Raw genomic sequence first — 19,834 nt, forward strand, 5'->3', positions numbered from 1 at the left:
AAAGGCTTCTCCTTTTTTACTTTCTTATAATTGCTTTTTCATTTTGTAAAAAGAGTTCATTAAACTGTCTTGCTAGCTCGAAATCAAGTTTTGTTAAACCTTTTGCATTCCAGGATGACAAAGTAATAATGACTGCTTTATACTGGATAAGGATAAATGGATGGTGATTGTGTTCTTCTGATAGTTTGGCGGCTTCAGAGACAAATTCGACACCTTTTAAGTAGTCGGAAAACATATATTTTCTTTCAATCCATTTTTCATCTTTCACTATCCATTTATCTAGCTTTGCTAATTCCTCTTGTACTTCTTCATCTGTTAGTCGTTGCATTGTTGTTCACATCCTTTATTGGGAGTAGGGCAAGACCATTGCTAATCAAACGCTTTACAGATTCATTTTCTGTAAAAGTGGAAAGTTGTTGTAATAGAGCATCAGATGCTTCGTTTCCTTTGTTATGCTCTAAAAGTAATTCTAAAATTTCAAGGCGAAGTAACCATTCTTTCGTATAGAACTTATTTAGTACCTCTTGAATTGCTACTAATTGTTCCACATATGAATCTTGTAACACACCTTCATTTCGAATATCACGAACGGTTTGATACATACGATCCAGCTCAGTTAATGTAAGTGGTTCTGGTGTTTCTTCTACTTCTTCATTCACTCCGAAGAATGCGGCTGCATCGGCTGCGCCTGGGAATACAGAAGTGATTTTTGAACCAACTGCCATGTCAAAAGCTCCCCATGAAGCATCAAATAATAGACGATCTTTGTAAACCACTGTGCAATCTGTAAATGAAATAAGAGTGATTTTTTCATCGTTTTTCACAATATCGGTTACTGTTCCTTTTACATGAACACCGCTTGCAAAGGATAGTTCCGTACGATTACCGATGATAATGCCTAATGCTTGTAACTCCTCATCTGTGCAATCTTCGAGTGAAACATTGCCTTCTAATAAACCAACTGGTGTACCAAAGCCATCTTGATGTACAGCTGTAGAATGACTCGGTAGTTGTTTATTGTTTAGTGCTAATGCAGTCGGTGTATTTGTTTTCATGTAAATCACTCTACCCGCATCATTTTGAATCTTTTCTGCAAATGTACCTGTAATTTGTAACCCGCTACTTAATTGAGCAGTTGCATTGTTTTCAGAACGAATTGCTTTTTCTAATCCTTCTGCGCCACCTGTTTTAAAAGCCATTGTTTCAGAGAAGTTCTCAAGTGCCTCTGTTAATTCTTCAAATGACTTGCATACAAATAGCTGTGGCTGCATTTTCGTAACATCATATGTCGTTTGTATGCAAGCTTCAATTGAGAATGGAACTTTTTCTACAGCGTTTGTTAAGCAATGTTTACTTTCGCCAACAGAAGAAAGTAAGCCAGCACCGTAAATTTTCGGGTTATTTATATCTCCAATTAAGCCATACTCGACTGTCCACCAGAAAAGACGAGAAATTTGTTCTGCTTCTGATAAGCCAGAAACAAGCTTTTGCTTTTCGGCAACTTCTTTTTCCGCTGCTACAACTTCTTCTGGTGTAGAAGTTGGGCTTTCTTTCACAATTGTTAAAGTACGCACAGCTTCAAAAGCATCGTGTTCTTCTTTAGTTGAAAATGCTTTTGCTCCAATTTGGCCAAATTGTTTTACATATTTTGCATATGTAGAATCAAGTAAAATCGGTGCATGTCCAGCTGCTTCATGAACGATATCAGGAGCTGGAGTATATTCAATGTTTTCCACTTTACGAATATCTGTCGCGATTGGTAATAAACCATGTCCTTGGAAATCAAAGAACGCTACGCCGGGAATAAGGCCGTCAATCGTTACTGCACCCCAACCACTTGGTGCTAAGCATTCATTCATTTCTTCAACCTTTGGAATTGCATCTATATTAATACCAGATGATTGTAGTCCGTTAACATAGGCTGGATGAGCAACATCTTTTAAAAAGTTATGGTTTTGTCTCATAATGTAACGCCACACAGCGTGATTAACCGGTGTGTACTGATCGTAATGCTGCGTGGATACAAATGGTTTTAAATGTGATGGAATTTCTGTTTTCTTTGTCATTAATACATCCTCCTTTTTATCTGTAAAAACTGCTGTGATTACTTTGGGGTATATCACCCCCTTTTATTTTTTGTAAGCGCTTATAAAATTTTATCATAAGATTCGGAATTATTTAACATTTGTTTTTGTGAGAAATAGAAAAAGCCCCTATCGGAAAATCCGATAGGGGCGAAGAAATCGCGGTACCACCCTATTTGTAAGTGAAAATTCACCTACTTCTCAGTTACTGATAACGGAAAAATCCGTCTTTTCCTTCATGCAAAAATAGCACTACGAAAAAGAAACTCCAGAATTGTAATTCGCACTTGTATATGTACTGATTCGCACCAAACATCAGCTCTCTGAAACAGGGATATAAGTTACTACTGCGATTCTTTCAACGCGTAATATATGAAATTGTTTAAAAGGGGAAGACGCAAAAAAGCCCCTATCGGAAAATCCGATAGGGACGATAGAAATCGCGGTACCACCCTACTTGTAAACAAAAAATTGTTTACCACTTACTTTAAGATAACGGAAAGATCCGTCTTTCTCTTCATGCATAATCGCACTACGGGAAAGAAGCTCCAGAATTGTAATTCACGCTTGTATATGTACTGATTTGCACCAACCATCAGTTCTCTGAGTCAGGGATATAAGTCGCTACTAAGTTTCCTTCAAAGCCGATATATAATTCGTTCAACTAAACTATGTTTTGTATTATAAAACTGTATTTGAAGAGTTGTCAACAATAATTTTATTTAAATATAGTAGATAAGGGGAACGATAAGTGGGAATTATCTATAGGAGGATAGGAAAAGATGTGGAAAAAAATAACTGTTTTGATTGTCTGTATTTGCTGCTTATATGAAGCTGTGCCTACTGTTCAAGCTGAAACAAAAAATATACAAGTAGCTTTTATTCGTAACCATAATCTCTGGATAAAAATCGATGGGAACGAAAAACAAATAACAAAAGGAGAGTACATAACAAAGCCAAAATGGTCACATGATGGAAAATGGATCGCATACGCAAAGGGAGAGGAACAAAATCAGCTTGAATTGTACCGTGTTGCGGATGGAAAAAAAGTTGTTCCGTCTCAGACAGAAGCAACGAATTATCAATGGTCACCGGCAGAGAATATAATTGCATTTGAATTTACAAGCACGTTAAATACATTTGATGCAGAGAAGAAGAATGCAACGTTTGAAAATGTATCATCGGGTGTAGGAGACTATGCATGGTATCCAGACGGAAAGAAATTTCTTGTTTCGACTGAGGCTCAGTTGCTTCCAACAGGTTGGACAGGAGCGCAGTTATATGAAGTACAAAAGGATGCAGGAATGAATCCAAATAAAATGAAACACCTATATACATTACCGAGTATGCAGGAAGATTTCTTAGCTTATATTGCAAGTGATTTCAAGTGGTCTCCAAATCAAAAGTGGATTGCTTTTTTAGCTGTACCAACTGCTTCGTGGTCAGCTGATAGTAATACACTTTGTCTTTTGAAAGCGGACGGAAGTTATTTTGAAAAAGTAGATCAAATGTTATTAAACAGCCAATGGATACAATGGGCTCCATCGAAAAATATATTAGCTTATATTGAAGGAAGTGGAAGATTTGCGTTAGAGAATAAACATTTAAAAGTAAAGGAATTACCCGCTCTCCAGCAAGAAAAATTCACTCCAAAAGGATATGTTGATTGGGATTTTACATGGCAGGATAATGAACTTATTACTCTTTCAAGAGCGAAGGAAATGGAATGGTCAAACGAAGAAGAAAAAAGATCATTGCCTTCTTTATACCAAGTAAATATTCAATCAAATCGACAACGTCAAATTACAACTCCTTCAAAAAAATATGGAGATTACAATCCACTTTATATAAAAAGTGAAAATCAGCTGACATGGATGCGCTCTGACCGTAAAAAGGCAGATATGTTGTTGGCGAATGGAGATGGATCGAAAGCGAAGAAATGGATTGAAAATATTGATGTCCCCCAGTGGTATTATGAAAAATGGAATTGGGAGGAAGTTATTTCTGTAAAAGAAGGTTAAAAAAGGCTGCCTAGAATATTTTTTAGGCAGCTTTTTTATAGTTATTTGTGCGTTTTATTCGGCTTCTTTTTCCCAGGATTTCCATTCCCTTGGCGTTTTCTATTTTGCTCGTCTTTCGCTTGTTTTTCGTGTATTGTGTCTAAAAAATCATTTGAGTTACTCATTGATATATCCTCCTCAGAATTTCGTTTTATCTCTGTTACTATAACCATTTGAGAGGAGAATCATGAATTGGTATTCGGATTAAAAAATGTATAACTCTGTATAGATTTTTCAGCTTTCAAACATTTGTGAATCCCTCCCTAAATATATAAGAATTATAAAGTGAAAGCGTAAACAGTGTGTTATGGGACGAGGGGATAAATACGATTTCCGAGAAGGAATTTGGGGCTAGAGCAGATGAATTTATCAACTGGTGTTATACATTAAAGACAGAAAGAATCTGTATTGTGTCACATGATGGAACGATTACCGCATATAGACAGTATTTACAAAAGCAGGAGTTAACTAGAGAGGACTTTTTAGAAGAGACAGGTATATATAAAATGAACTTATGAATGAAGGTTTTCATTTGAATATTGGGTTAGTAGTTGGTGACAATTCAGATTTAGAAGCACAATCGCTTCGAGCGACTCTTGAGTATTTTGGAGCAAAAGTCGTGACATATTGGATTGATTGGCCACGTGATTTGATGGATGTTCTTTCAGGAAAAAGTTTGTATGAAGATATAGATTATATTGTTTTTTGTTTTCATGGTGAAGAAGGTGGATTTGTAATGGGAGAATTAGGAGAAGCTGTGTATGAAGAAGATGAGCCGAGAGAGAATTCTGGTGTAGATGAAATTAAACAATATGCAAAATTGCATAATATATATTATTAATAGCTCGTGTACTTTAGGAAATCCAAAACTTGTGAAAGCATTTTTAAATAGTGGTGTACAAACCTATATAGGTTCAACAGATTATGTGGATGGAACTGCAGCATTTATGTTTACAATCCGCTTATTTTACGGGATTATCAACCATCAAAAAACAATAGATGGTGCATTTCAAGTTGCAAAATCATTAGATAACGAGACTCTTACATTTGAATTATATAAAGAATAAAACGTATTCATCCGAATATAGGATAAGTACGTTTCACATTTATCACATAATTTTTTCACAAAAAATAATGAAAATCATTATCAATTATGGTATGATATTTTCAAGTTTTTTGCAAGGAAATAAAAGCAACTATATAAATGTTAGTTTTTAACATTCTATGTAATTGTCACAATTTATTCATAATTAACATTTGAAAAGTAAGTAACTAATGTTAAGATATTACCTGTAACTAACTTAATTACATCTTTAGGAGGAAGATATGGTTATTCAATTTTTAAGAGAAAACAAAGCAGTTTCTTTTGTGTTAGCGATTATCCGTGTTTATCTGGGGTACACATGGTTGATGGCTGGAATCGGAAAGTTACAAGGAAAGGGATTTGATGCGACAGGTTATTTGCAGGGGGCTATTGAAAAGTCAAAAGGAGCACAACCAGCTGTTCAATCTTGGTGGGCATCATTCTTACAAGACTTTGCAATTCCGAATGTTGATCTATTTAACACGCTTGTAACATGGGGAGAAATTCTAGTTGGAATAGGTTTAATTGTAGGTTGTTTAACGAAAACAGCTGTCTTTTTTGGTCTTGTAATGAACTTTTCCTATATGTTTAGTGGGTCTCTAGGTGTGAATCCACAAATGGTTATTTTATCTATGTTTGTTTTAGTTGCTGGCATGAATGCTGGAAAACTTGGAATTGATGGTTGGATTGTACCTAAATTACTAGGTTCAAAAACGCAAAAAAGACAGAGGCAAGCTGCTTAATATATGAAACGGGTATCTCAAAAGTGAGATACCCGTTTTTATTACTTTGTCGTTTCGGTTGGATTCTTTTCAAAGAATTCTTTTACATAGCCCATAAATTCTTTCGGTTCTTGGCGGAATGGGGCATGATAACCTTTTTCAATAATATGAAAGGCGCTGTTTTTTAAAAACTGATGATAAGATTCGCCTTCTTTCCATGATACACTACTATCATTTCTGCCCCAAATAATTAAAGTCGGAAGCTTGATTTCACTAGCATTAATCTTAAGACGTCTAGGCCACATTTTCATTTGGTTATAATGTTCTGTATCATCGCGTTTAAATTTCACTTTGCTTTCATCATAATCTGTAATAGAAGAAACAGTATGTAAATCATTCGATAACTGTGGCTTAGGTGAAGCATTTCTATTTGTTAATGATACAGCCCCTGTAGCATCTGTTAAAATGAGATGGGTAACTGCACTTGGATATAAGTATGTTAAATTAAGAGAAATTTCTCCACCCATAGAGTGACCAAGCACTGCAAATGTATCATATCCTAATTTTTTCATTAACTTATAATAAAGATTGGCATGGTTAGGGAAAGAATATGGAAAATCCATCGGCTTGGAAGAATGGCCAAATCCTAAAACATCAACGGAGATAATCGTATGATCTTTTGCTAAGTCTGCATAAATATCGCTAAATCCGTTGGATGATCCACCAAATCCATGAAGCATAAGTAATGGTGGTTTCTTTTTTCCAATTTGTTTAAAGTAAATAGTTTGTCCATCTATTTCGACCATTTTTTCATCTGTTGTTAACTTTGTTTCAATTGTATTTTTTACTTGTTTTACTGTTTCTACTGGTTTTTCTGCCGCATTACAACCCACTAATAATGTAAGAGTAAAACAGCTTACTATATAAGATTTCATTCGTTTCAAGCATTTGACCCCTTTCTAACATAACGCTGCATCCATCATAGCAAATAAATGGTCACGATTTCCAGATAGGTGACTTCCATTTTTTATCATAAGGGGTGAAAGAAGTGTTTCTTGAAATCCTTTCGATTCCAAGTGTGCTCGAAATGTACATTGTGAGTGTGGAACATCTATACGTACAGTTCCATTCCAACCTTTGCAAATGGATTGTAATAATTGGATTGCATCTCCCTCATTTTTTGCGATAAGAGGGGTAATGCACAGTACATCCCCTTTTTGGATACATAATGCAAAAGACTCTATCCTATGGTTTCTTTCAATTTTAAATGTGAGTGCTGCTCTAGCTAGTAATATCGAATAATGGTTTGGACGATGCGTACCTGTTGCGGTTTTATCAAGCTTAATCAGAGAACTAAGATCATCTTGTATAATTTGCTTGAAATGAGAGAGATTCGTAGATGTATTTGTAACAAATTTTTCAAAGCGATGGATTGTTGTAATTGTCGTAAAGCCGTATTTTTGGTACAAGAGCACACCAGCATCTGTTGCGATGAGTATAACAGGGAGAGAAGTAGGCGCTTGGTGCACACAAAAATCGAGTAGAGAATGGCCAAGTCCTTGTTTTTGAAAGTTGGGGTGAACCATTAACATACCGATAGAAGAAAATCCAGATTCGGAAGGGAATACCCCACCAGTAGCAATCAGTTTTTCGTTCTGTGTATAGCCAAATAGACTTCCGATTGACAGGTACATTTCAAATTGCTTTCGCATAAATAATTGAGGCTGTAACCATCCAACAGCTTCGCAAAGAGAAATGAGCTGTGAAATACTAGAATTATTTAGTTTTTGTATTTGCATATTGAATCACCACATTTCTAATCTAGTAGAAATATTTTACCATGAAAAAAATAAATACATAGTCATAAACAGAGAGAATGTAAAGCAGTAATTTTTAATTTTGAAAAATCCACACTAGTTTCTTTTCATTTTGTAAAGGTGATAAAGCTTAATGATATAAGACAAAGATATACAAATTATAACTGAAATTTACATTACTTAACAAAATATTTACATATAACTAACTTTTCCTTAATAGTCTTCCTTTAAATTGGGTATTGGGAACTTAATAACGTATTAGGGGGACAAAAAAAGTGAAAAAGTTTATGAAGAAAGCATGGCCATTTGCAGTTGTCACATCGTTAGCACTTACTTCTGTAGTAACGTGGGGCGTAACACGTTCAGATGTAATTAAAGCGGATGGAAAAGCAAGTGATCCAAAAATTAAGAATGTAATTGTTTTAATTGGGGATGGCATGGGACCTTCGTATATGACTGCTCATCGTTATATGAAAGACAATCCAAAGACGTTTGAAATGGAATCGACAGAATTTGATAATCATCTTGTAGGAACACAAAAGACATATCCAGAAGATGAGCATCAAAATATTACGGATTCTGCATCAGCGGCAACAGCGATGTCAGCAGGTGTGAAAACATACAATGCAGCAATCGCGGTTGATAATGATCAGGCAGAAGTGAAAACAGTACTTGAACAAGCAAAAGAGCAAGGAAAATCAACAGGTTTAGTTGCAACTTCTGAAATTACACATGCAACGCCAGCTGCTTTTGGAGCGCATGATATAAGCCGTAAAAATATGGATGCAATTGCAAATGATTACTTTGATGAGAAAATTAATGGGAAACATAAAGTAGATGTTCTTCTTGGTGGTGGCGTGAATAACTTTGTAAGAAAAGATCGAAATCTTACAGAAGAATTTAAGAAGTCTGGTTATAGCTATGTAACAGATCGTGAACAATTATTAAATGATAAAAGTGATCAAATTCTTGGTTTATTTGCACCAGGTGGCTTAGATAAAATGATCGATCGTAATGAAAAAACACCTTCGTTAGAAGAAATGACAAATGCAGCAATCAATCGTTTAAATAAAAACGATAAAGGTTTCTTCTTAATGGTAGAAGGTAGTCAAATTGACTGGGCTGGCCATGATAATGATGTAGTTGGTGCGATGAGTGAAATGGAAGACTTTGAGAAAGCATTTAAAGCAGCAATTGAATTTGCGAAAAAAGATAAACATACATTAGTGATTGCAACAGCTGACCATTCTACTGGTGGATTCTCTCTTGGTGTAAACGGTGAATATAACTTTAATGCAAATGCAATTAAAGCTGCGAAACGTACACCAGACTTTATGGCAAATGAAATTGTAAAAGGTGCAAATGTAGAAGAAACGTTGAAAAAATACATTGATTTACAATTAACACCAGAAGAAATTAAATCCGTGAATGACATTGCTCCATCAAAAGACGTAACGAAAATTGATAATGCGATTGAAGAAATCTTCAATAAACGTTCATTTACAGGCTGGACAACAGGTGGACATACTGGTGAAGATGTGAACGTATATGCATTTGGACCAGGTAAATATCTATTCTCTGGCGTTCAAGAAAATACAAATTTAGCAAAACGCGTCTTCGATATTGTTGGTGGCGGTGACCCTAATAAAGGTAGACGTTAATTGTGAAGGAAAGCGAGGCATTTCGCCTCGTTTTTTCTTTTTTGGAGGAATAAAGGATGCAAAATTTTGTTAAGAAAATAGGGGCTTCTGCTATAGCTGGGTTATTATTAATGGGTTGTCAATTTCAGCAAGAAACGAAGCAAAAAGATATAGAAAAGAAAGAGGTAACGGTAAAACAAGAAACGAAGGTACATGTAACACCAGAAGAAGAGAAAGAAATTCGGAATGTAATAGAGACGTTTGTACAGACGACAAACGAAAAAAATTTCGATCAACATATGGCTTTGTTTTCGAGCAAAATTGTTGGCGCCGAAGACTTACGGACACAAAAGAAAGCTGCATTTCAAAGAGAAAATAAGAGAATTGAGTTGAATCGTGTTCAAGTGAAAAGTTCAAAAGGCGATTTTGTCATTGTTGAAACAGAAGAAAAAGAAATAGATGGTGGAAGCTCTCTTCAGAAAAAGATCCGGTATGCGCTAGGAAAAGAAGATGAGCATTGGAAAATTGAAGAAGTCCGGACGGTAGAAAAGAAATAAAAAGGTTCTCTTATTAGGAGAACCTTTTTATAATGGTAGTAAAATTTGATTTGAACATGCTTCAATATCATCAATATCTTGGCGGATGGTTGCCATTTTATTATCAAGCTCTTCAGCTTTCATGGCAGCATCGTGGAGTTCATCTTTTAAATAATCGGGGATATTCCCCTCATATTTATAGTAGAGTTTATGCTCTAAACTTGCCCAGAAGTCCATAGCGAGTGTACGTAATTGAATTTCTGCAAAAACTTCTTTTGTACCAGAATTTAGCGCTAGTGGATACTTAATAATCATATGCAAACTTTTGTAGCCGTTTTGCTTTGGATTAGCAATGTAATCTTTTACTTCTACAATTTCCATGTCTTCACGATTTTCAATGACTTGTTTTAAGTGATAAATATCTTCCACAAAGCAACATGTAATCCGAATGCCGATAATATCTTGCAAATGTGTTTGCGCATTTGCAATCGTTGGTGCTAAATTTTTGCGTTCGAGTTTTTTTACGATACTTTCAGGCTGTTTCAATCTTGTTTTTATATGTTCAAACGGGTTGTAGTCCTCTAAGAATTGAGCTTCCCGGTTCATAATTTCGAATTTTGTTTTTAACTCTTCTAAAGCGAATGTATAAGGTAATACAAATGCTTTCCAATAGTTAACAGTTGATTGATTATATTTCATTTATATACACACCTTTTCATATTTGCAAATAAGGTTGCCTATTATACTAAATACCAAATCATATAAGCGCATGCTGCAAATGATGAGATTATAAAACGGTATTTTGCTTTCATTTGTTTTTAACTCCTTTCTAATTAGCTTTCATATATCAATAAATTGGATTGTTAGTAAATTGATTATGTACAATTCTAATAGTAATGGATTGATGTGAATTTCGTATGAACTAATTGTTTCAGTTTTTTGTCTTTTTAGAATGATTGTTAAAAGGATGAATTGACAAAAAGAATAATAGCATTTATTATATAAATCGTAATCATTACGTTTTAGGTGGGATCTTTGGAGAAAAGGAGGTCTACATATGCGTGTAAACATTACATTAGCTTGTACAGAATGCGGTGATCGTAATTATATTACGAAGAAGAATAAGCGAAATAATCCGGAGCGTATTGAACTGAAAAAATATTGTCCACGATTAAAGCGAGTAACATTGCATCGTGAAACGAAGTAAAACAGCTAGAGAAATCTAGCTGTTTTTTTATGCATTTCTATTCTTAAATAGGTACAGACACAAACACCCCACCACCCACATACACATAGTAAAGACCACTATTTTGGCGGAGGTGAAGGGTTTGAGTCTATTCGCCGCAATTGGATACATGATTCGCGAAGTGTTTGTATTTGTTTCTTATGTTAAAAACAATGCGTTTCCACAGCCATTGTCACCAGATGATGAAAAGAAGTACTTAGAGCTGATGGAGCAAGGTGATGCTCATGCGAGAAATCTTTTAATTGAACATAATTTACGGCTTGTGGCTCATATTGTTAAGAAATTTGAAAACACAGGTGAGGATTCGGAAGATTTAATTTCTATCGGAACGATTGGGCTCATTAAGGCAATTGAGAGTTATTCAGCGGGGAAAGGAACGAAGCTGGCGACATATGCAGCTCGTTGTATTGAAAATGAAATTTTAATGCATTTGCGTGTACTGAAGAAAACAAAAAAAGATGTTTCACTTCATGACCCGATTGGACAGGACAAGGAAGGAAATGAAATATCACTTATCGACATTTTAAAATCCGAATCCGAAGATGTAATTGATATGATTCAGCTTAGCATGGAATTAGAAAAAATTAAGGAATATATCGATATTTTAGATGAACGAGAGAAAGAAGTGATTGTAAAAAGGTTTGGACTTGGTCTTGATAAAGAAAAAACGCAGCGAGAAATTGCGAAAGCGCTAGGCATTTCAAGAAGTTACGTGTCCCGGATTGAGAAGCGAGCACTGATGAAAATGTTTCATGAATTTGTTCGTGCGGAGAAGGAAAAGAAGGGAAAAGCGTAAAGGTGTGTGGTACGGTTGCAGCTCAAGTGCAGCCGTTTTTTCTTTTGATGAAAAGGGAATAAAACAAGAAACTCTAAGAAGAAATATACGTTCACTGTTGAAAATGACGGGTTCTATCTGTAATATTAGAAGGTGCTAACGAATTTAAGAATGAAATAGTACTTGCTTTTTCTTTTTATATGACTGGCTCGATGTATGATAAGTGAATATAAAAACCACTTTCTGATATAGAAAGAAAAGAAGGGAAAGCTAAACTTAATTGTTACATTAAGACTTATTAGGAGGTTTCGCGGTTTGCGACGTACATTATATCGACTCATGATCGAACTTACAAACGGGCGTTTTACTTCTTATATATTACGTAAATTTGCACAGTCTCGCTTAAGTTCCATTATTATTTCGTCTTATGCAAAAGCATTTCAATTGAATCAGGATGAGATGGAGAAGGATTTAAAGGAATACCAGACGCTGCATGAATTATTTACACGTAAGTTGAAAGAAGGAAAACGAGAAATAGATGCAGAGGCATCAAGTATTGTTAGTCCTGTTGATGGGGTATCTGCTGATCATGGCCCTATTGAAGAAACGAAAACATTTGATATTAAGGGCAAGCGGTATTCGCTTGTGGATATGCTAGGTAATGAAGAGCGAGCAAGACGCTATGCCGGCGGTACATATATGGTTATTTATTTAAGTCCAAGTCATTATCATCGCATTCATAGCCCGCTCTCAGGTGCTGTGACAGAGAGATTTGTACTTGGGAGAAAATCATATCCAGTAAACGCAGCAGGAATGAAATATGGAAAAGAGCCATTGTCAAAGAATTATCGTTCTGTCACAGAGGTCGATAGTGAAGGGCAACATATGGCGCTTGTAAAAGTAGGAGCTATGTTTGTAAATAGTATTGAGCTTCTTCATGAAAGAAACACTGTTCAAAAAGGTGAAGAGATGGCATACTTTACATTTGGTTCAACGGTCGTTTTACTGTTTGAAAAAGGAATGGTTGAAGTTGTTTCAACATTAACGAGTGGCCAAGAACTTCGCGTTGGTGAAAAAATCGCAACGCGCTTATCTAATGGTAACGGGCAGTAAAAGTTTTATCACAAACTTGTGAGGGCACCAAGAAGTTAGATGGGCTTATGGGATGAGTGAAAAGTTCCCACGGATGGAAGTTTCATTTTATAAAAGAGCCATCTTGAGGATGGCTCTTTTTACAGGCGAAGCAGTAATCTATATGTACTCAAGACGATTTGACAAGCTTGTCCTCTAATGATCGCCGGATGATTTCTTGTTTTATAAGTAAAATGAAGTCAGGATTTAATTTTAGTTCTTTTGCTTTATAATAAGACTCAGTGAGTAACTCAGTAGATAACTGTTCCATATGTTTCGTTTTCAAGGTGAGTCACCTCCGATAATAAGGATAGGTTCTTTGTTGCATCTACTGTATCAAAAAATTATGATAGTCACAAACGACTAGTTATCCACATATCACCGTGGATAAGGTGTGTATGAATTGTTGATAAATTTCGAATTAACTGAAATATTAGTGTGGAAAATGTGTACAATGTTATCCACAAGCTCGCTATCGAAAAATGTTGTCGAAAAATTTTAAGAAAACTCCTCAAAGAGGTGAAAGAAATTGAAATTATTTTTACCTAATGAATACGTAAAAAACGTATATCATGTTCAACCGGAAGATTTAAAAAAGCGCGGGATCAAAGGTATTATTACTGATTTAGATAATACTTTAATTGAATGGGATCGCCCGAATGCAACGCCTAAGCTTGAGCAATGGTTTTTAAACATGAAAGAGCAAGGCATTCAAGTAACGGTCGTTTCAAATAATAATGAGCAACGTGTAAAGGATTTTGCAGATCCACTTGGCATTCCTTTTATCCATAGTGCACGTAAACCATTTGTTCGTGCTTTTAAACGTGCGATACAAGAAATGAATTTAAAAGCGGATGAAGTAGTTGTTATTGGGGACCAATTGTTAACGGATGTATTAGGCGGGAATCGCGTTGGTTTATATACAATTTTAGTCGTGCCAGTGGCACAAACAGATGGACTAGTAACGCGCTTTAATCGAAAAATTGAACGAAGAATTATGAGCAATATGAAGAAAAAAGGTTTAATTAACTGGGAGGAATAAAGTTTGACTGAAACAATTAAATGTATTGGTTGCGGTGTAGAAATTCAAACAGAAAATAAAAATGGAGTTGGATATGCACCAACTTCATCTTTAGAAAAAGAACAAGTGATTTGTCAACGTTGTTTCCGTTTAAAGAACTATAATGAAATTCAAGATGTGTCTTTAACAGATGATGATTTCTTGCGTATTTTAAATGGAATTGGACAATCAGATGCACTTGTTGTCAAAATTGTAGATATTTTTGACTTCAATGGTAGTTGGTTACCAGGCTTACATCGTTTTGTAGGGAACAACAAAGTATTGCTTGTTGGAAACAAATCGGATTTAATTCCAAAGTCAGTAAAGCATGATAAAGTAAAACATTGGATGCGTTATAGTGCAAAGCAACTGGGCCTAAAACCAGAAGATGTCTTTTTAATTAGTGCAGCAAAAGGACAAGGTATTCGCGAGCTTGCTGAGGCGATTGAACAGTACCGCGGTGGTAAGGATGTATACGTTGTAGGGTGTACAAATGTTGGGAAATCTACATTTATTAATCGCATGATTAAAGAATTTAGTGAAGAAACTGAGAATGTGATTACAACGTCTCATTTTCCAGGAACAACACTTGATTTAATTGACATTCCGTTAGATGAAACATCTTCTTTATATGATACACCAGGTATTATTAATCACCACCAAATGGCACATTACGTTGGAAAGCAAAGCTTAAAGCTTATTACACCAACGAAGGAAATTAAGCCAATGGTATTCCAATTAAACGAAGAACAAACATTATTCTTCGGGGGATTAGCACGTTTTGATTATATTAGTGGTGGTCGTCGTGCGTTCACTTGTCATTTATCAAATCGTCTACCAATTCATCGTACAAAACTTGAAAAAGCAGATGAATTGTATGAAAAACATGCTGGGGAGTTATTAAATCCACCAACTCCAGAAGAACTAGAAAATATGCCTGGGCTTGTGAAATATGAATTTAATATTCGTGAGCCAAAAACAGATGTTGTATTCTCTGGATTAGGATGGGTGACTGTAAATGAGCCAGGTGCAAAAATCGTTGCTCATGTACCAAAAGGAGTTAGTGTTTCATTACGTAAATCTTTAATTTAATATGGAGAGGGATTTATGAAACAATTATATGGTGTAATCGGGAATCCAATTGGACATTCATTGTCACCGCTCATGCATAACGATGCATTTGAACACTTGAATATAGATGCTCATTATCATGCGTTTCTTGTAGAAGAAGAAACATTAGGGGAAGCAGTGAAAGGGTTAAAGGCGTTAGGAGTTTCAGGATTTAATGTCACGACTCCACATAAAGTTTCAATTATGAAATACTTGGATGAAATTGATCCGTTAGCAAAGCAAATTGGTGCTGTGAATACGGTAGTTCATAGAGATGGAAAACTAATTGGTTATAATACAGATGGAATTGGTTATGTTCGTTCATTACAATCGATTAGTAAAGAGCCGCTTTATCAAAAGCGTATTTTATTACTCGGTGCAGGTGGAGCGTGCCGTGCTATCTATTTTTCGCTTGCAGACGCAGGTGTAAAGGAAATTGATATTGCCAATCGAACAGTGGAAAAGGCAAATCATCTTCTCTCTGGATGCCAAGCAAAGATTACATCGCAAGCTCTTTCATTAGAGCAAGCAACTGAAGAACAAGGGAATTATGATATTATCATTCATACAACAACGATAGGAATGCATCCGCATATCCAAAATACACCGTTGCAAATTCGATCTTTGAAACAAGGGACGATTGTCTCGGATATTATTTATAATCCATTTGAGACAAAGCTTCTGCAAGATGCAAAAGCTAAAGGAGCAATCGTGCAGAATGGAATAGATATGTTTGTTTATCAAGGAGCACTTGCATTTGAAATGTGGACAGGACGTATGCCGAATATCGAAAAAATGAAACAATTAGTAATGAGAAAGCTTGGAGGCTAACTATATGTTAACAGGAAAACAAAAAAGATTTTTACGTGCAAAAGCACATCACTTAACACCGATTTTTCAAGTTGGAAAAGGTGGCGTAAATGAAAATATGGTAAAACAAATTGCAGAGGCGTTAGAAGCTCGTGAGTTATTCAAAGTGAGCGTACTACAAAACTGTGAATTTGATCGTCGTGAAGTTGCAGAAGAGTTGGCTAAAGGTGCGAGAGCTGAAATTGTCCAAGTAATTGGAAGCACAATTGTTTTATATAAAGAATCAAGAGAAAATAAACAAATCAAACTTCCATAATAGCAAGTTTACTGTGCTCAGGATGTGTATAGGTCGTTTCCATAGCATATGCTTGCTATGTTCGAGATTCGTTCTTGCTAATAGGGTTTAGACCAATTGAGCTTTTACAGGCAGTAATCTCTCCGCATGTTGTTTCGGAAAGATTACTGCTTGTGAATTAAAGGGGGCGTTTCATTTGAAAAAAATCGGAATCATTGGCGGCACGTTTGATCCGCCTCATTATGGACATTTGCTGATTGCAAATGAGGTATATGATGCACTCGCGCTTGATGAAATATGGTTTTTGCCGAATCAAATTCCACCTCATAAACAAGATCGTAGTATTACAAGTGTAGAAAATCGATTGAACATGTTAGAGTTAGCAATTGGGCAAGAGGAGTATTTCTCGGTTTGTTTAGAAGAGTTAAGAAGAGAAGGTCCATCCTATACATATGACACTATGTTACAATTAACTAAGAAGCATCCGGACGCGCAGTTTCATTTTATTATTGGCGGAGATATGGTGGAGTATTTACCAAAATGGTATAACATCGAGAAATTACTTCAACTTGTAACTTTTGTTGGAGTTGCAAGACCGGGGTATACATTAAATACACCTTATGCAATCGTCACAGTAGAAATTCCGGAATTTGCTGTTTCGTCTTCCTTGTTACGTGAGAGATATAAAGAGAAGAAAACGTGCAAATATTTGCTTCCAGAACAAGTACAGGTATATATCGAGAGGAATGGGTTGTATGAATCGTGAGAAAGCACTTGAGATTGTAAAACAACAAATGCATGAAAAACGTTATATACATACAATTGGTGTAATGGAAACGGCAATTGAACTTGCTAAGCTATATGGCGTGGATGAGAAAAAAGCAGAAATGGCTGCTATATTTCATGATTATGCAAAATGTAGATCGATTCAAGAGATGGAAGACATTATTAAGCAGGAAGAGTTGCCAAAAGATTTACTTCACTACAACAAAGAGTTATGGCATGCACCAGTTGGGGCATACTTAGTAGAAAAAGAAGTCGGCATTACGGACTCTGAAATTCTGCAAGCTATTACATATCACACAAGCGGTCATGAAGAGATGACAATGCTTGATAAAGTTATTTATGTGGCAGATTATATTGAACCTGGACGCAAATTTCCAGGTGTGGAAGAAGCACGGAAATTAGCACAGGAAGATATAAATAAAGCTTTATTATTTGCATTAAAACGTACGATTCAATTTTTAATGGAAAAGGATCAAACGATCTATCCGTTAACATTTCAAACATACAATGCGGTCCTGAAGGAGGAAATTACTGAATGAAAGATAAAGAGTTATTAGTATTAGCAGCAAAAGCAGCTGATGATAAAAGAGCAGAAGATATGGTTGTACTAAACATGCAAGGAATTTCACCAATTGCAGATTATTTTATTATTTGTCATGGGAATTCTGATAAGCAAGTACAAGCAATTGCACGTGAAATTAAAGCGAAGGCACATGAATTCCAAATCGACGTACAACGTATGGAAGGCTTCGATGAAGCGCGTTGGGTTTTAGTGGACCTTGGTGATGTAGTTGCGCATGTATTCCATAAAGATGAGCGTGATCATTATAATTTAGAGCGTCTATGGGGCGATGTGCCACGTGAAGATATTACAGAAGAGTTAAGCCAATGAGATATGAGCAATTTGCATTGTTGTATGATGAACTCATGAATGATGTCCCATATGATAAATGGGTAGAATTCACAGAGGAAAGCTTACAGCAGGCAGGCATGAAAGAGGCGAAGATTCTTGATGTAGCGTGCGGGACTGGGAATGTAACACTTCCGCTTGTGCGAAAAGGTTATGACATGATTGGTGTCGATCTTTCAGAAGAAATGCTAACAGTTGCCCAGCAAAAGCTAGGGGGAGAAGGGTATTTTATTCCTTTTTATCAACAGGATATGAGAGAACTGGATGTTCCTGGTGAATTTGATTGTGTGACAATCTTTTGTGATTCATTAAATTATGTATTGCAAGAAGAGGGGATACAAGAAACATTCAGACGAGTATTTCACCATCTGCGTCAAGAAGGTCTGTTCTTATTTGATGTACACTCTTTATATAAAATTTATCATGTCTTTCAAAATGAAACGTACACAGTCAATGGGGAAGAGATAGCTCTCATTTGGAACTGCTTCCCTGGCGAAGAATCAGATAGTGTAGAACATGACTTGTCATTCTTTGTACAGGATCCAGAGGAAGGTGTATATCACCGCTTTGATGAATGTCATATGCAACGTGCCTATTCAGTTGAATTGTTAACAAAATGGCTTGAAGAATCTGGATTTACAGTGCTTCGTGTAACGGGTGATTTTGAACGAATGGAAGTAACTGAACAAACGGAACGTATCTTTTTTATGGCGAAAAAAAATGGATAAAAACAAAAGCAACCGATTAGGTTGCTTTTGTTTTGTTTAGAATACAATGTTTTATTTATAGAAAAGTAGAAAAGTAATACCTATAAAATCTAAAAATAAGTGTTTGATAAAAAATAGGATGAGAAAAAGAGAAGGATTTTTAAGAGGATTCTGTATCATTGTGGCGTATTATTTACGTGTGCTTATTAAATTGTTGTTCAACGCCTTCTAAATCTTCATCGTATTTTTCATGTGTCCGCTCGAATAATTTATGGAACATATCTCCGACGTGATCCTCTAAAATACGAATGCCTTCTCCTGTAACACCGCCTTTTACACATACTTTCTCTTGTAGAGTTGGTAATGTGAAAATTTCTTTTTCTAGTAATTTCCCCATCCCGATAATCATTTCACTTGCTAAAGTAGTTGCTTCTTCATGAGTAATATTTGTTTTATCCACAGCAGCATCAATGAAACATTGTAGTAAGTAGCTGAAGAATGCAGGTCCGCAGCTTGCAATGTCAGATGAAACTCGTGTAATATTTTCTCCAATCACAATAGGTGTAGAAATATTTTTAAACAAACGAAGTAACTTTTGTTCCCATTCTTTCGAACAGTTTTTCCCGAATGTGAATAGTGAGGCGCCAGAGAATGCGCGGTTTGTAATGCTCGGAATAATACGTGCAACGTGACAAGATACAACCTGTTCTAATTGAGCTGCTGATATGGGGCTTGTAATAGAAATTAAACATTTTTCATCAGTAAAGTGGGCAGTGTGTTTTTTTAAAATTGGATAGATGTCTAAAGGTTTAACGCAAATAAAAATAAGCTCTGAACGTTCAATTACCTCTTGCACTGTCTTTGCTATATGAACAGAAGGATACTTCTCTTTTATATGATATGCTTTGGCAGGCGTACGATTAATAATAGTAAGGCACGAAGGTTTGACAGCACGGGTTTCTAAAAATGCATCGATTAGTATATTCCCCATGTTTCCTGTCCCTATAATTCCTATGTTCAATGTTTCATCCCTCCTTCGTAACATCTTTCTCCTAAACAAT

23 protein-coding genes, 2 pseudogenes and 2 other annotated features are annotated in these 19,834 nt (G+C 35.7%); of the genes and pseudogenes, 17 read left to right on the forward strand and 8 right to left on the reverse strand.

Annotation, left to right across the window (positions count from 1 at the left end; all coding sequences use genetic code 11):
* Positions 1-16 precede the first annotated feature (16 nt).
* Positions 17-328 (reverse strand): 4a-hydroxytetrahydrobiopterin dehydratase, encoded by a 312-nt coding sequence (locus ACM6HU_RS06750; protein ID WP_016116408.1) that lies wholly within the window; start codon positions 326-328, stop codon positions 17-19.
* Entirely contained in the window at positions 309-2,066 is a 1,758-nt protein-coding gene (locus tag ACM6HU_RS06755) for an aromatic amino acid hydroxylase (RefSeq protein ID WP_016116407.1), read from the reverse strand. The genes ACM6HU_RS06750 and ACM6HU_RS06755 overlap by 20 nt, the downstream gene beginning before the upstream one ends.
* A 161-nt stretch (positions 2,067-2,227) precedes the next feature.
* Positions 2,228-2,455 (reverse strand) — a binding site (T-box leader).
* 52 nt (positions 2,456-2,507) lie between these two features.
* Positions 2,508-2,735: a binding site (T-box leader), on the reverse strand.
* A gap of 131 nt (positions 2,736-2,866) precedes the next feature.
* Between ACM6HU_RS06755 and ACM6HU_RS06760 the strand changes: the two genes are divergently transcribed.
* Entirely contained in the window at positions 2,867-4,105 is a 1,239-nt protein-coding gene (locus ACM6HU_RS06760; protein ID WP_016116406.1) for a TolB family protein, read from the forward strand.
* 41 nt (positions 4,106-4,146) lie between these two features.
* Here the strand turns inward: ACM6HU_RS06760 and ACM6HU_RS06765 are convergent, their stop codons facing one another.
* Positions 4,147-4,269, reverse strand: coding sequence for a DUF4023 domain-containing protein (locus ACM6HU_RS06765; RefSeq protein ID WP_003200562.1), 123 nt, complete (start codon positions 4,267-4,269; stop codon positions 4,147-4,149).
* 162 nt (positions 4,270-4,431) lie between these two features.
* Here ACM6HU_RS06765 and ACM6HU_RS06770 point away from each other — a divergent pair.
* The 3 genes and pseudogenes from ACM6HU_RS06770 to ACM6HU_RS06780 all read left to right on the forward strand — a co-directional run.
* Positions 4,432-4,662: pseudogene (locus ACM6HU_RS06770) on the forward strand (histidine phosphatase family protein); the annotation flags it as partial.
* Positions 4,659-5,211: pseudogene (locus tag ACM6HU_RS06775) on the forward strand (delta-aminolevulinic acid dehydratase). The pseudogenes ACM6HU_RS06770 and ACM6HU_RS06775, both read left to right, overlap by 4 nt.
* A 259-nt stretch (positions 5,212-5,470) precedes the next feature.
* A complete protein-coding gene (locus ACM6HU_RS06780; RefSeq protein ID WP_016116403.1) occupies positions 5,471-5,971 on the forward strand; it encodes a DoxX family protein in 501 nt (166 codons plus the stop codon).
* Positions 5,972-6,012: 41 nt separating this feature from the next.
* Here ACM6HU_RS06780 and ACM6HU_RS06785 read toward each other — a convergent pair whose 3' ends face one another.
* The gene (locus tag ACM6HU_RS06785; RefSeq protein WP_414848128.1) at positions 6,013-6,885 is read right to left on the reverse strand and encodes an alpha/beta fold hydrolase; all 873 of its coding nucleotides are present in this window, start codon (positions 6,883-6,885) and stop codon (positions 6,013-6,015) included.
* A gap of 24 nt (positions 6,886-6,909) precedes the next feature.
* Entirely contained in the window at positions 6,910-7,749 is an 840-nt protein-coding gene (locus ACM6HU_RS06790; protein ID WP_016116401.1) for a GNAT family N-acetyltransferase, read from the reverse strand.
* 293 nt (positions 7,750-8,042) lie between these two features.
* Here ACM6HU_RS06790 and ACM6HU_RS06795 point away from each other — a divergent pair, with 293 nt between their 5' ends.
* The gene (locus ACM6HU_RS06795; protein WP_016132053.1) at positions 8,043-9,428 is read left to right on the forward strand and encodes an alkaline phosphatase; all 1,386 of its coding nucleotides are present in this window, start codon (positions 8,043-8,045) and stop codon (positions 9,426-9,428) included.
* A 56-nt stretch (positions 9,429-9,484) separates the two neighbouring features.
* Positions 9,485-9,964: a hypothetical protein gene (locus ACM6HU_RS06800; protein WP_016116399.1), complete on the forward strand. Its 480-nt coding sequence runs from the start codon at positions 9,485-9,487 to the stop codon at positions 9,962-9,964.
* A gap of 27 nt (positions 9,965-9,991) precedes the next feature.
* Here the strand turns inward: ACM6HU_RS06800 and ACM6HU_RS06805 are convergent, their stop codons facing one another.
* On the reverse strand, positions 9,992-10,642 hold the full coding sequence (locus tag ACM6HU_RS06805; protein WP_016116396.1) for a GTP pyrophosphokinase family protein: 651 nt from the start codon (positions 10,640-10,642) through the stop codon (positions 9,992-9,994).
* A gap of 358 nt (positions 10,643-11,000) precedes the next feature.
* On the opposite strand from ACM6HU_RS06805, the gene rpmG reads away from it, so the two are divergent.
* The 3 genes from rpmG to ACM6HU_RS06820 all read left to right on the forward strand — a co-directional run bounded on the left by rpmG (position 11,001) and on the right by ACM6HU_RS06820 (position 13,077).
* Positions 11,001-11,150 carry a 50S ribosomal protein L33 gene (gene rpmG, locus ACM6HU_RS06810; RefSeq protein ID WP_001265619.1) on the forward strand — a complete coding sequence of 50 codons (150 nt, stop codon included), beginning with the start codon at positions 11,001-11,003 and terminating at the stop codon, positions 11,148-11,150.
* Between the two features lie 121 nt (positions 11,151-11,271).
* Entirely contained in the window at positions 11,272-11,985 is a 714-nt protein-coding gene (sigK, locus tag ACM6HU_RS06815) for an RNA polymerase sporulation sigma factor SigK (RefSeq protein WP_016116395.1), read from the forward strand.
* 294 nt (positions 11,986-12,279) lie between these two features.
* Positions 12,280-13,077 carry a phosphatidylserine decarboxylase gene (locus tag ACM6HU_RS06820; RefSeq protein ID WP_016116394.1) on the forward strand — a complete coding sequence of 266 codons (798 nt, stop codon included), beginning with the start codon at positions 12,280-12,282 and terminating at the stop codon, positions 13,075-13,077.
* Positions 13,078-13,225: 148 nt separating this feature from the next.
* On the opposite strand, the gene ACM6HU_RS06825 is transcribed toward ACM6HU_RS06820, so the two are convergent.
* Positions 13,226-13,381 (reverse strand): sporulation histidine kinase inhibitor Sda, encoded by a 156-nt coding sequence (locus ACM6HU_RS06825; RefSeq protein ID WP_000850094.1) that lies wholly within the window; start codon positions 13,379-13,381, stop codon positions 13,226-13,228.
* A gap of 243 nt (positions 13,382-13,624) precedes the next feature.
* Between ACM6HU_RS06825 and ACM6HU_RS06830 the strand changes: the two genes are divergently transcribed.
* The 8 genes from ACM6HU_RS06830 (at position 13,625) to ACM6HU_RS06865 (ending at position 18,794) form a co-directional block, all read left to right on the forward strand.
* The gene (locus ACM6HU_RS06830; protein ID WP_016116393.1) at positions 13,625-14,137 is read left to right on the forward strand and encodes a YqeG family HAD IIIA-type phosphatase; all 513 of its coding nucleotides are present in this window, start codon (positions 13,625-13,627) and stop codon (positions 14,135-14,137) included.
* 3 nt (positions 14,138-14,140) lie between these two features.
* Positions 14,141-15,247 (forward strand): ribosome biogenesis GTPase YqeH, encoded by a 1,107-nt coding sequence (gene yqeH, locus ACM6HU_RS06835; protein WP_003200588.1) that lies wholly within the window; start codon positions 14,141-14,143, stop codon positions 15,245-15,247.
* Between the two features lie 15 nt (positions 15,248-15,262).
* Positions 15,263-16,096 carry a shikimate dehydrogenase gene (aroE, locus tag ACM6HU_RS06840; protein ID WP_016116392.1) on the forward strand — a complete coding sequence of 278 codons (834 nt, stop codon included), beginning with the start codon at positions 15,263-15,265 and terminating at the stop codon, positions 16,094-16,096.
* A 4-nt stretch (positions 16,097-16,100) separates the two neighbouring features.
* A complete protein-coding gene (yhbY, locus tag ACM6HU_RS06845) occupies positions 16,101-16,391 on the forward strand; it encodes a ribosome assembly RNA-binding protein YhbY (RefSeq protein ID WP_003200592.1) in 291 nt (96 codons plus the stop codon).
* Between the two features lie 175 nt (positions 16,392-16,566).
* Positions 16,567-17,136: a nicotinate-nucleotide adenylyltransferase gene (locus ACM6HU_RS06850; protein ID WP_016116391.1), complete on the forward strand. Its 570-nt coding sequence runs from the start codon at positions 16,567-16,569 to the stop codon at positions 17,134-17,136.
* Positions 17,126-17,695: a bis(5'-nucleosyl)-tetraphosphatase (symmetrical) YqeK gene (yqeK, locus tag ACM6HU_RS06855; protein WP_016116390.1), complete on the forward strand. Its 570-nt coding sequence runs from the start codon at positions 17,126-17,128 to the stop codon at positions 17,693-17,695. Before ACM6HU_RS06850 ends, yqeK begins: the two co-directional genes overlap by 11 nt.
* On the forward strand, positions 17,692-18,048 hold the full coding sequence (gene rsfS / locus ACM6HU_RS06860; protein ID WP_016116389.1) for a ribosome silencing factor: 357 nt from the start codon (positions 17,692-17,694) through the stop codon (positions 18,046-18,048). Before yqeK ends, rsfS begins: the two co-directional genes overlap by 4 nt.
* On the forward strand, positions 18,045-18,794 hold the full coding sequence (locus ACM6HU_RS06865) for a class I SAM-dependent DNA methyltransferase (protein WP_016132052.1): 750 nt from the start codon (positions 18,045-18,047) through the stop codon (positions 18,792-18,794). The genes rsfS and ACM6HU_RS06865 overlap by 4 nt, the downstream gene beginning before the upstream one ends.
* A 172-nt stretch (positions 18,795-18,966) precedes the next feature.
* On the opposite strand, the gene comER is transcribed toward ACM6HU_RS06865, so the two are convergent.
* Complete coding sequence (gene comER / locus ACM6HU_RS06870) at positions 18,967-19,794, reverse strand: late competence protein ComER (RefSeq protein WP_016116387.1); 828 nt, start codon at positions 19,792-19,794, stop codon at positions 18,967-18,969.
* Positions 19,795-19,834: the final 40 nt, after the last annotated feature.

Source organism: Bacillus sp. IT-79MI2 (genome assembly GCF_949768135.1).
GTDB classification, from domain to species: domain Bacteria; phylum Bacillota; class Bacilli; order Bacillales; family Bacillaceae_G; genus Bacillus_A; species Bacillus_A pseudomycoides.

What these genes read in the sequence shown, in the direction of transcription:
- ACM6HU_RS06785 (WP_414848128.1), bottom strand. Translation starts at nt 6,885, where the DNA reads ATGAAATCTTATATAGTAAGCTGTTTTACTCTTACATTATTAGTGGGT.
- ACM6HU_RS06800 (WP_016116399.1), top strand. Translation starts at nt 9,485, where the DNA reads ATGCAAAATTTTGTTAAGAAAATAGGGGCTTCTGCTATAGCTGGGTTA.
- ACM6HU_RS06750 (WP_016116408.1), bottom strand. Translation starts at nt 328, where the DNA reads ATGCAACGACTAACAGATGAAGAAGTACAAGAGGAATTAGCAAAGCTA.
- yhbY (WP_003200592.1), top strand. Translation starts at nt 16,101, where the DNA reads ATGTTAACAGGAAAACAAAAAAGATTTTTACGTGCAAAAGCACATCAC.
- rsfS (WP_016116389.1), top strand. Translation starts at nt 17,692, where the DNA reads ATGAAAGATAAAGAGTTATTAGTATTAGCAGCAAAAGCAGCTGATGAT.
- aroE (WP_016116392.1), top strand. Translation starts at nt 15,263, where the DNA reads ATGAAACAATTATATGGTGTAATCGGGAATCCAATTGGACATTCATTG.
- rpmG (WP_001265619.1), top strand. Translation starts at nt 11,001, where the DNA reads ATGCGTGTAAACATTACATTAGCTTGTACAGAATGCGGTGATCGTAAT.
- ACM6HU_RS06755 (WP_016116407.1), bottom strand. Translation starts at nt 2,066, where the DNA reads ATGACAAAGAAAACAGAAATTCCATCACATTTAAAACCATTTGTATCC.
- ACM6HU_RS06790 (WP_016116401.1), bottom strand. Translation starts at nt 7,749, where the DNA reads ATGCAAATACAAAAACTAAATAATTCTAGTATTTCACAGCTCATTTCT.
- ACM6HU_RS06805 (WP_016116396.1), bottom strand. Translation starts at nt 10,642, where the DNA reads ATGAAATATAATCAATCAACTGTTAACTATTGGAAAGCATTTGTATTA.
- ACM6HU_RS06865 (WP_016132052.1), top strand. Translation starts at nt 18,045, where the DNA reads ATGAGATATGAGCAATTTGCATTGTTGTATGATGAACTCATGAATGAT.
- ACM6HU_RS06760 (WP_016116406.1), top strand. Translation starts at nt 2,867, where the DNA reads ATGTGGAAAAAAATAACTGTTTTGATTGTCTGTATTTGCTGCTTATAT.
- ACM6HU_RS06780 (WP_016116403.1), top strand. Translation starts at nt 5,471, where the DNA reads ATGGTTATTCAATTTTTAAGAGAAAACAAAGCAGTTTCTTTTGTGTTA.
- yqeK (WP_016116390.1), top strand. Translation starts at nt 17,126, where the DNA reads ATGAATCGTGAGAAAGCACTTGAGATTGTAAAACAACAAATGCATGAA.
- ACM6HU_RS06765 (WP_003200562.1), bottom strand. Translation starts at nt 4,269, where the DNA reads ATGAGTAACTCAAATGATTTTTTAGACACAATACACGAAAAACAAGCG.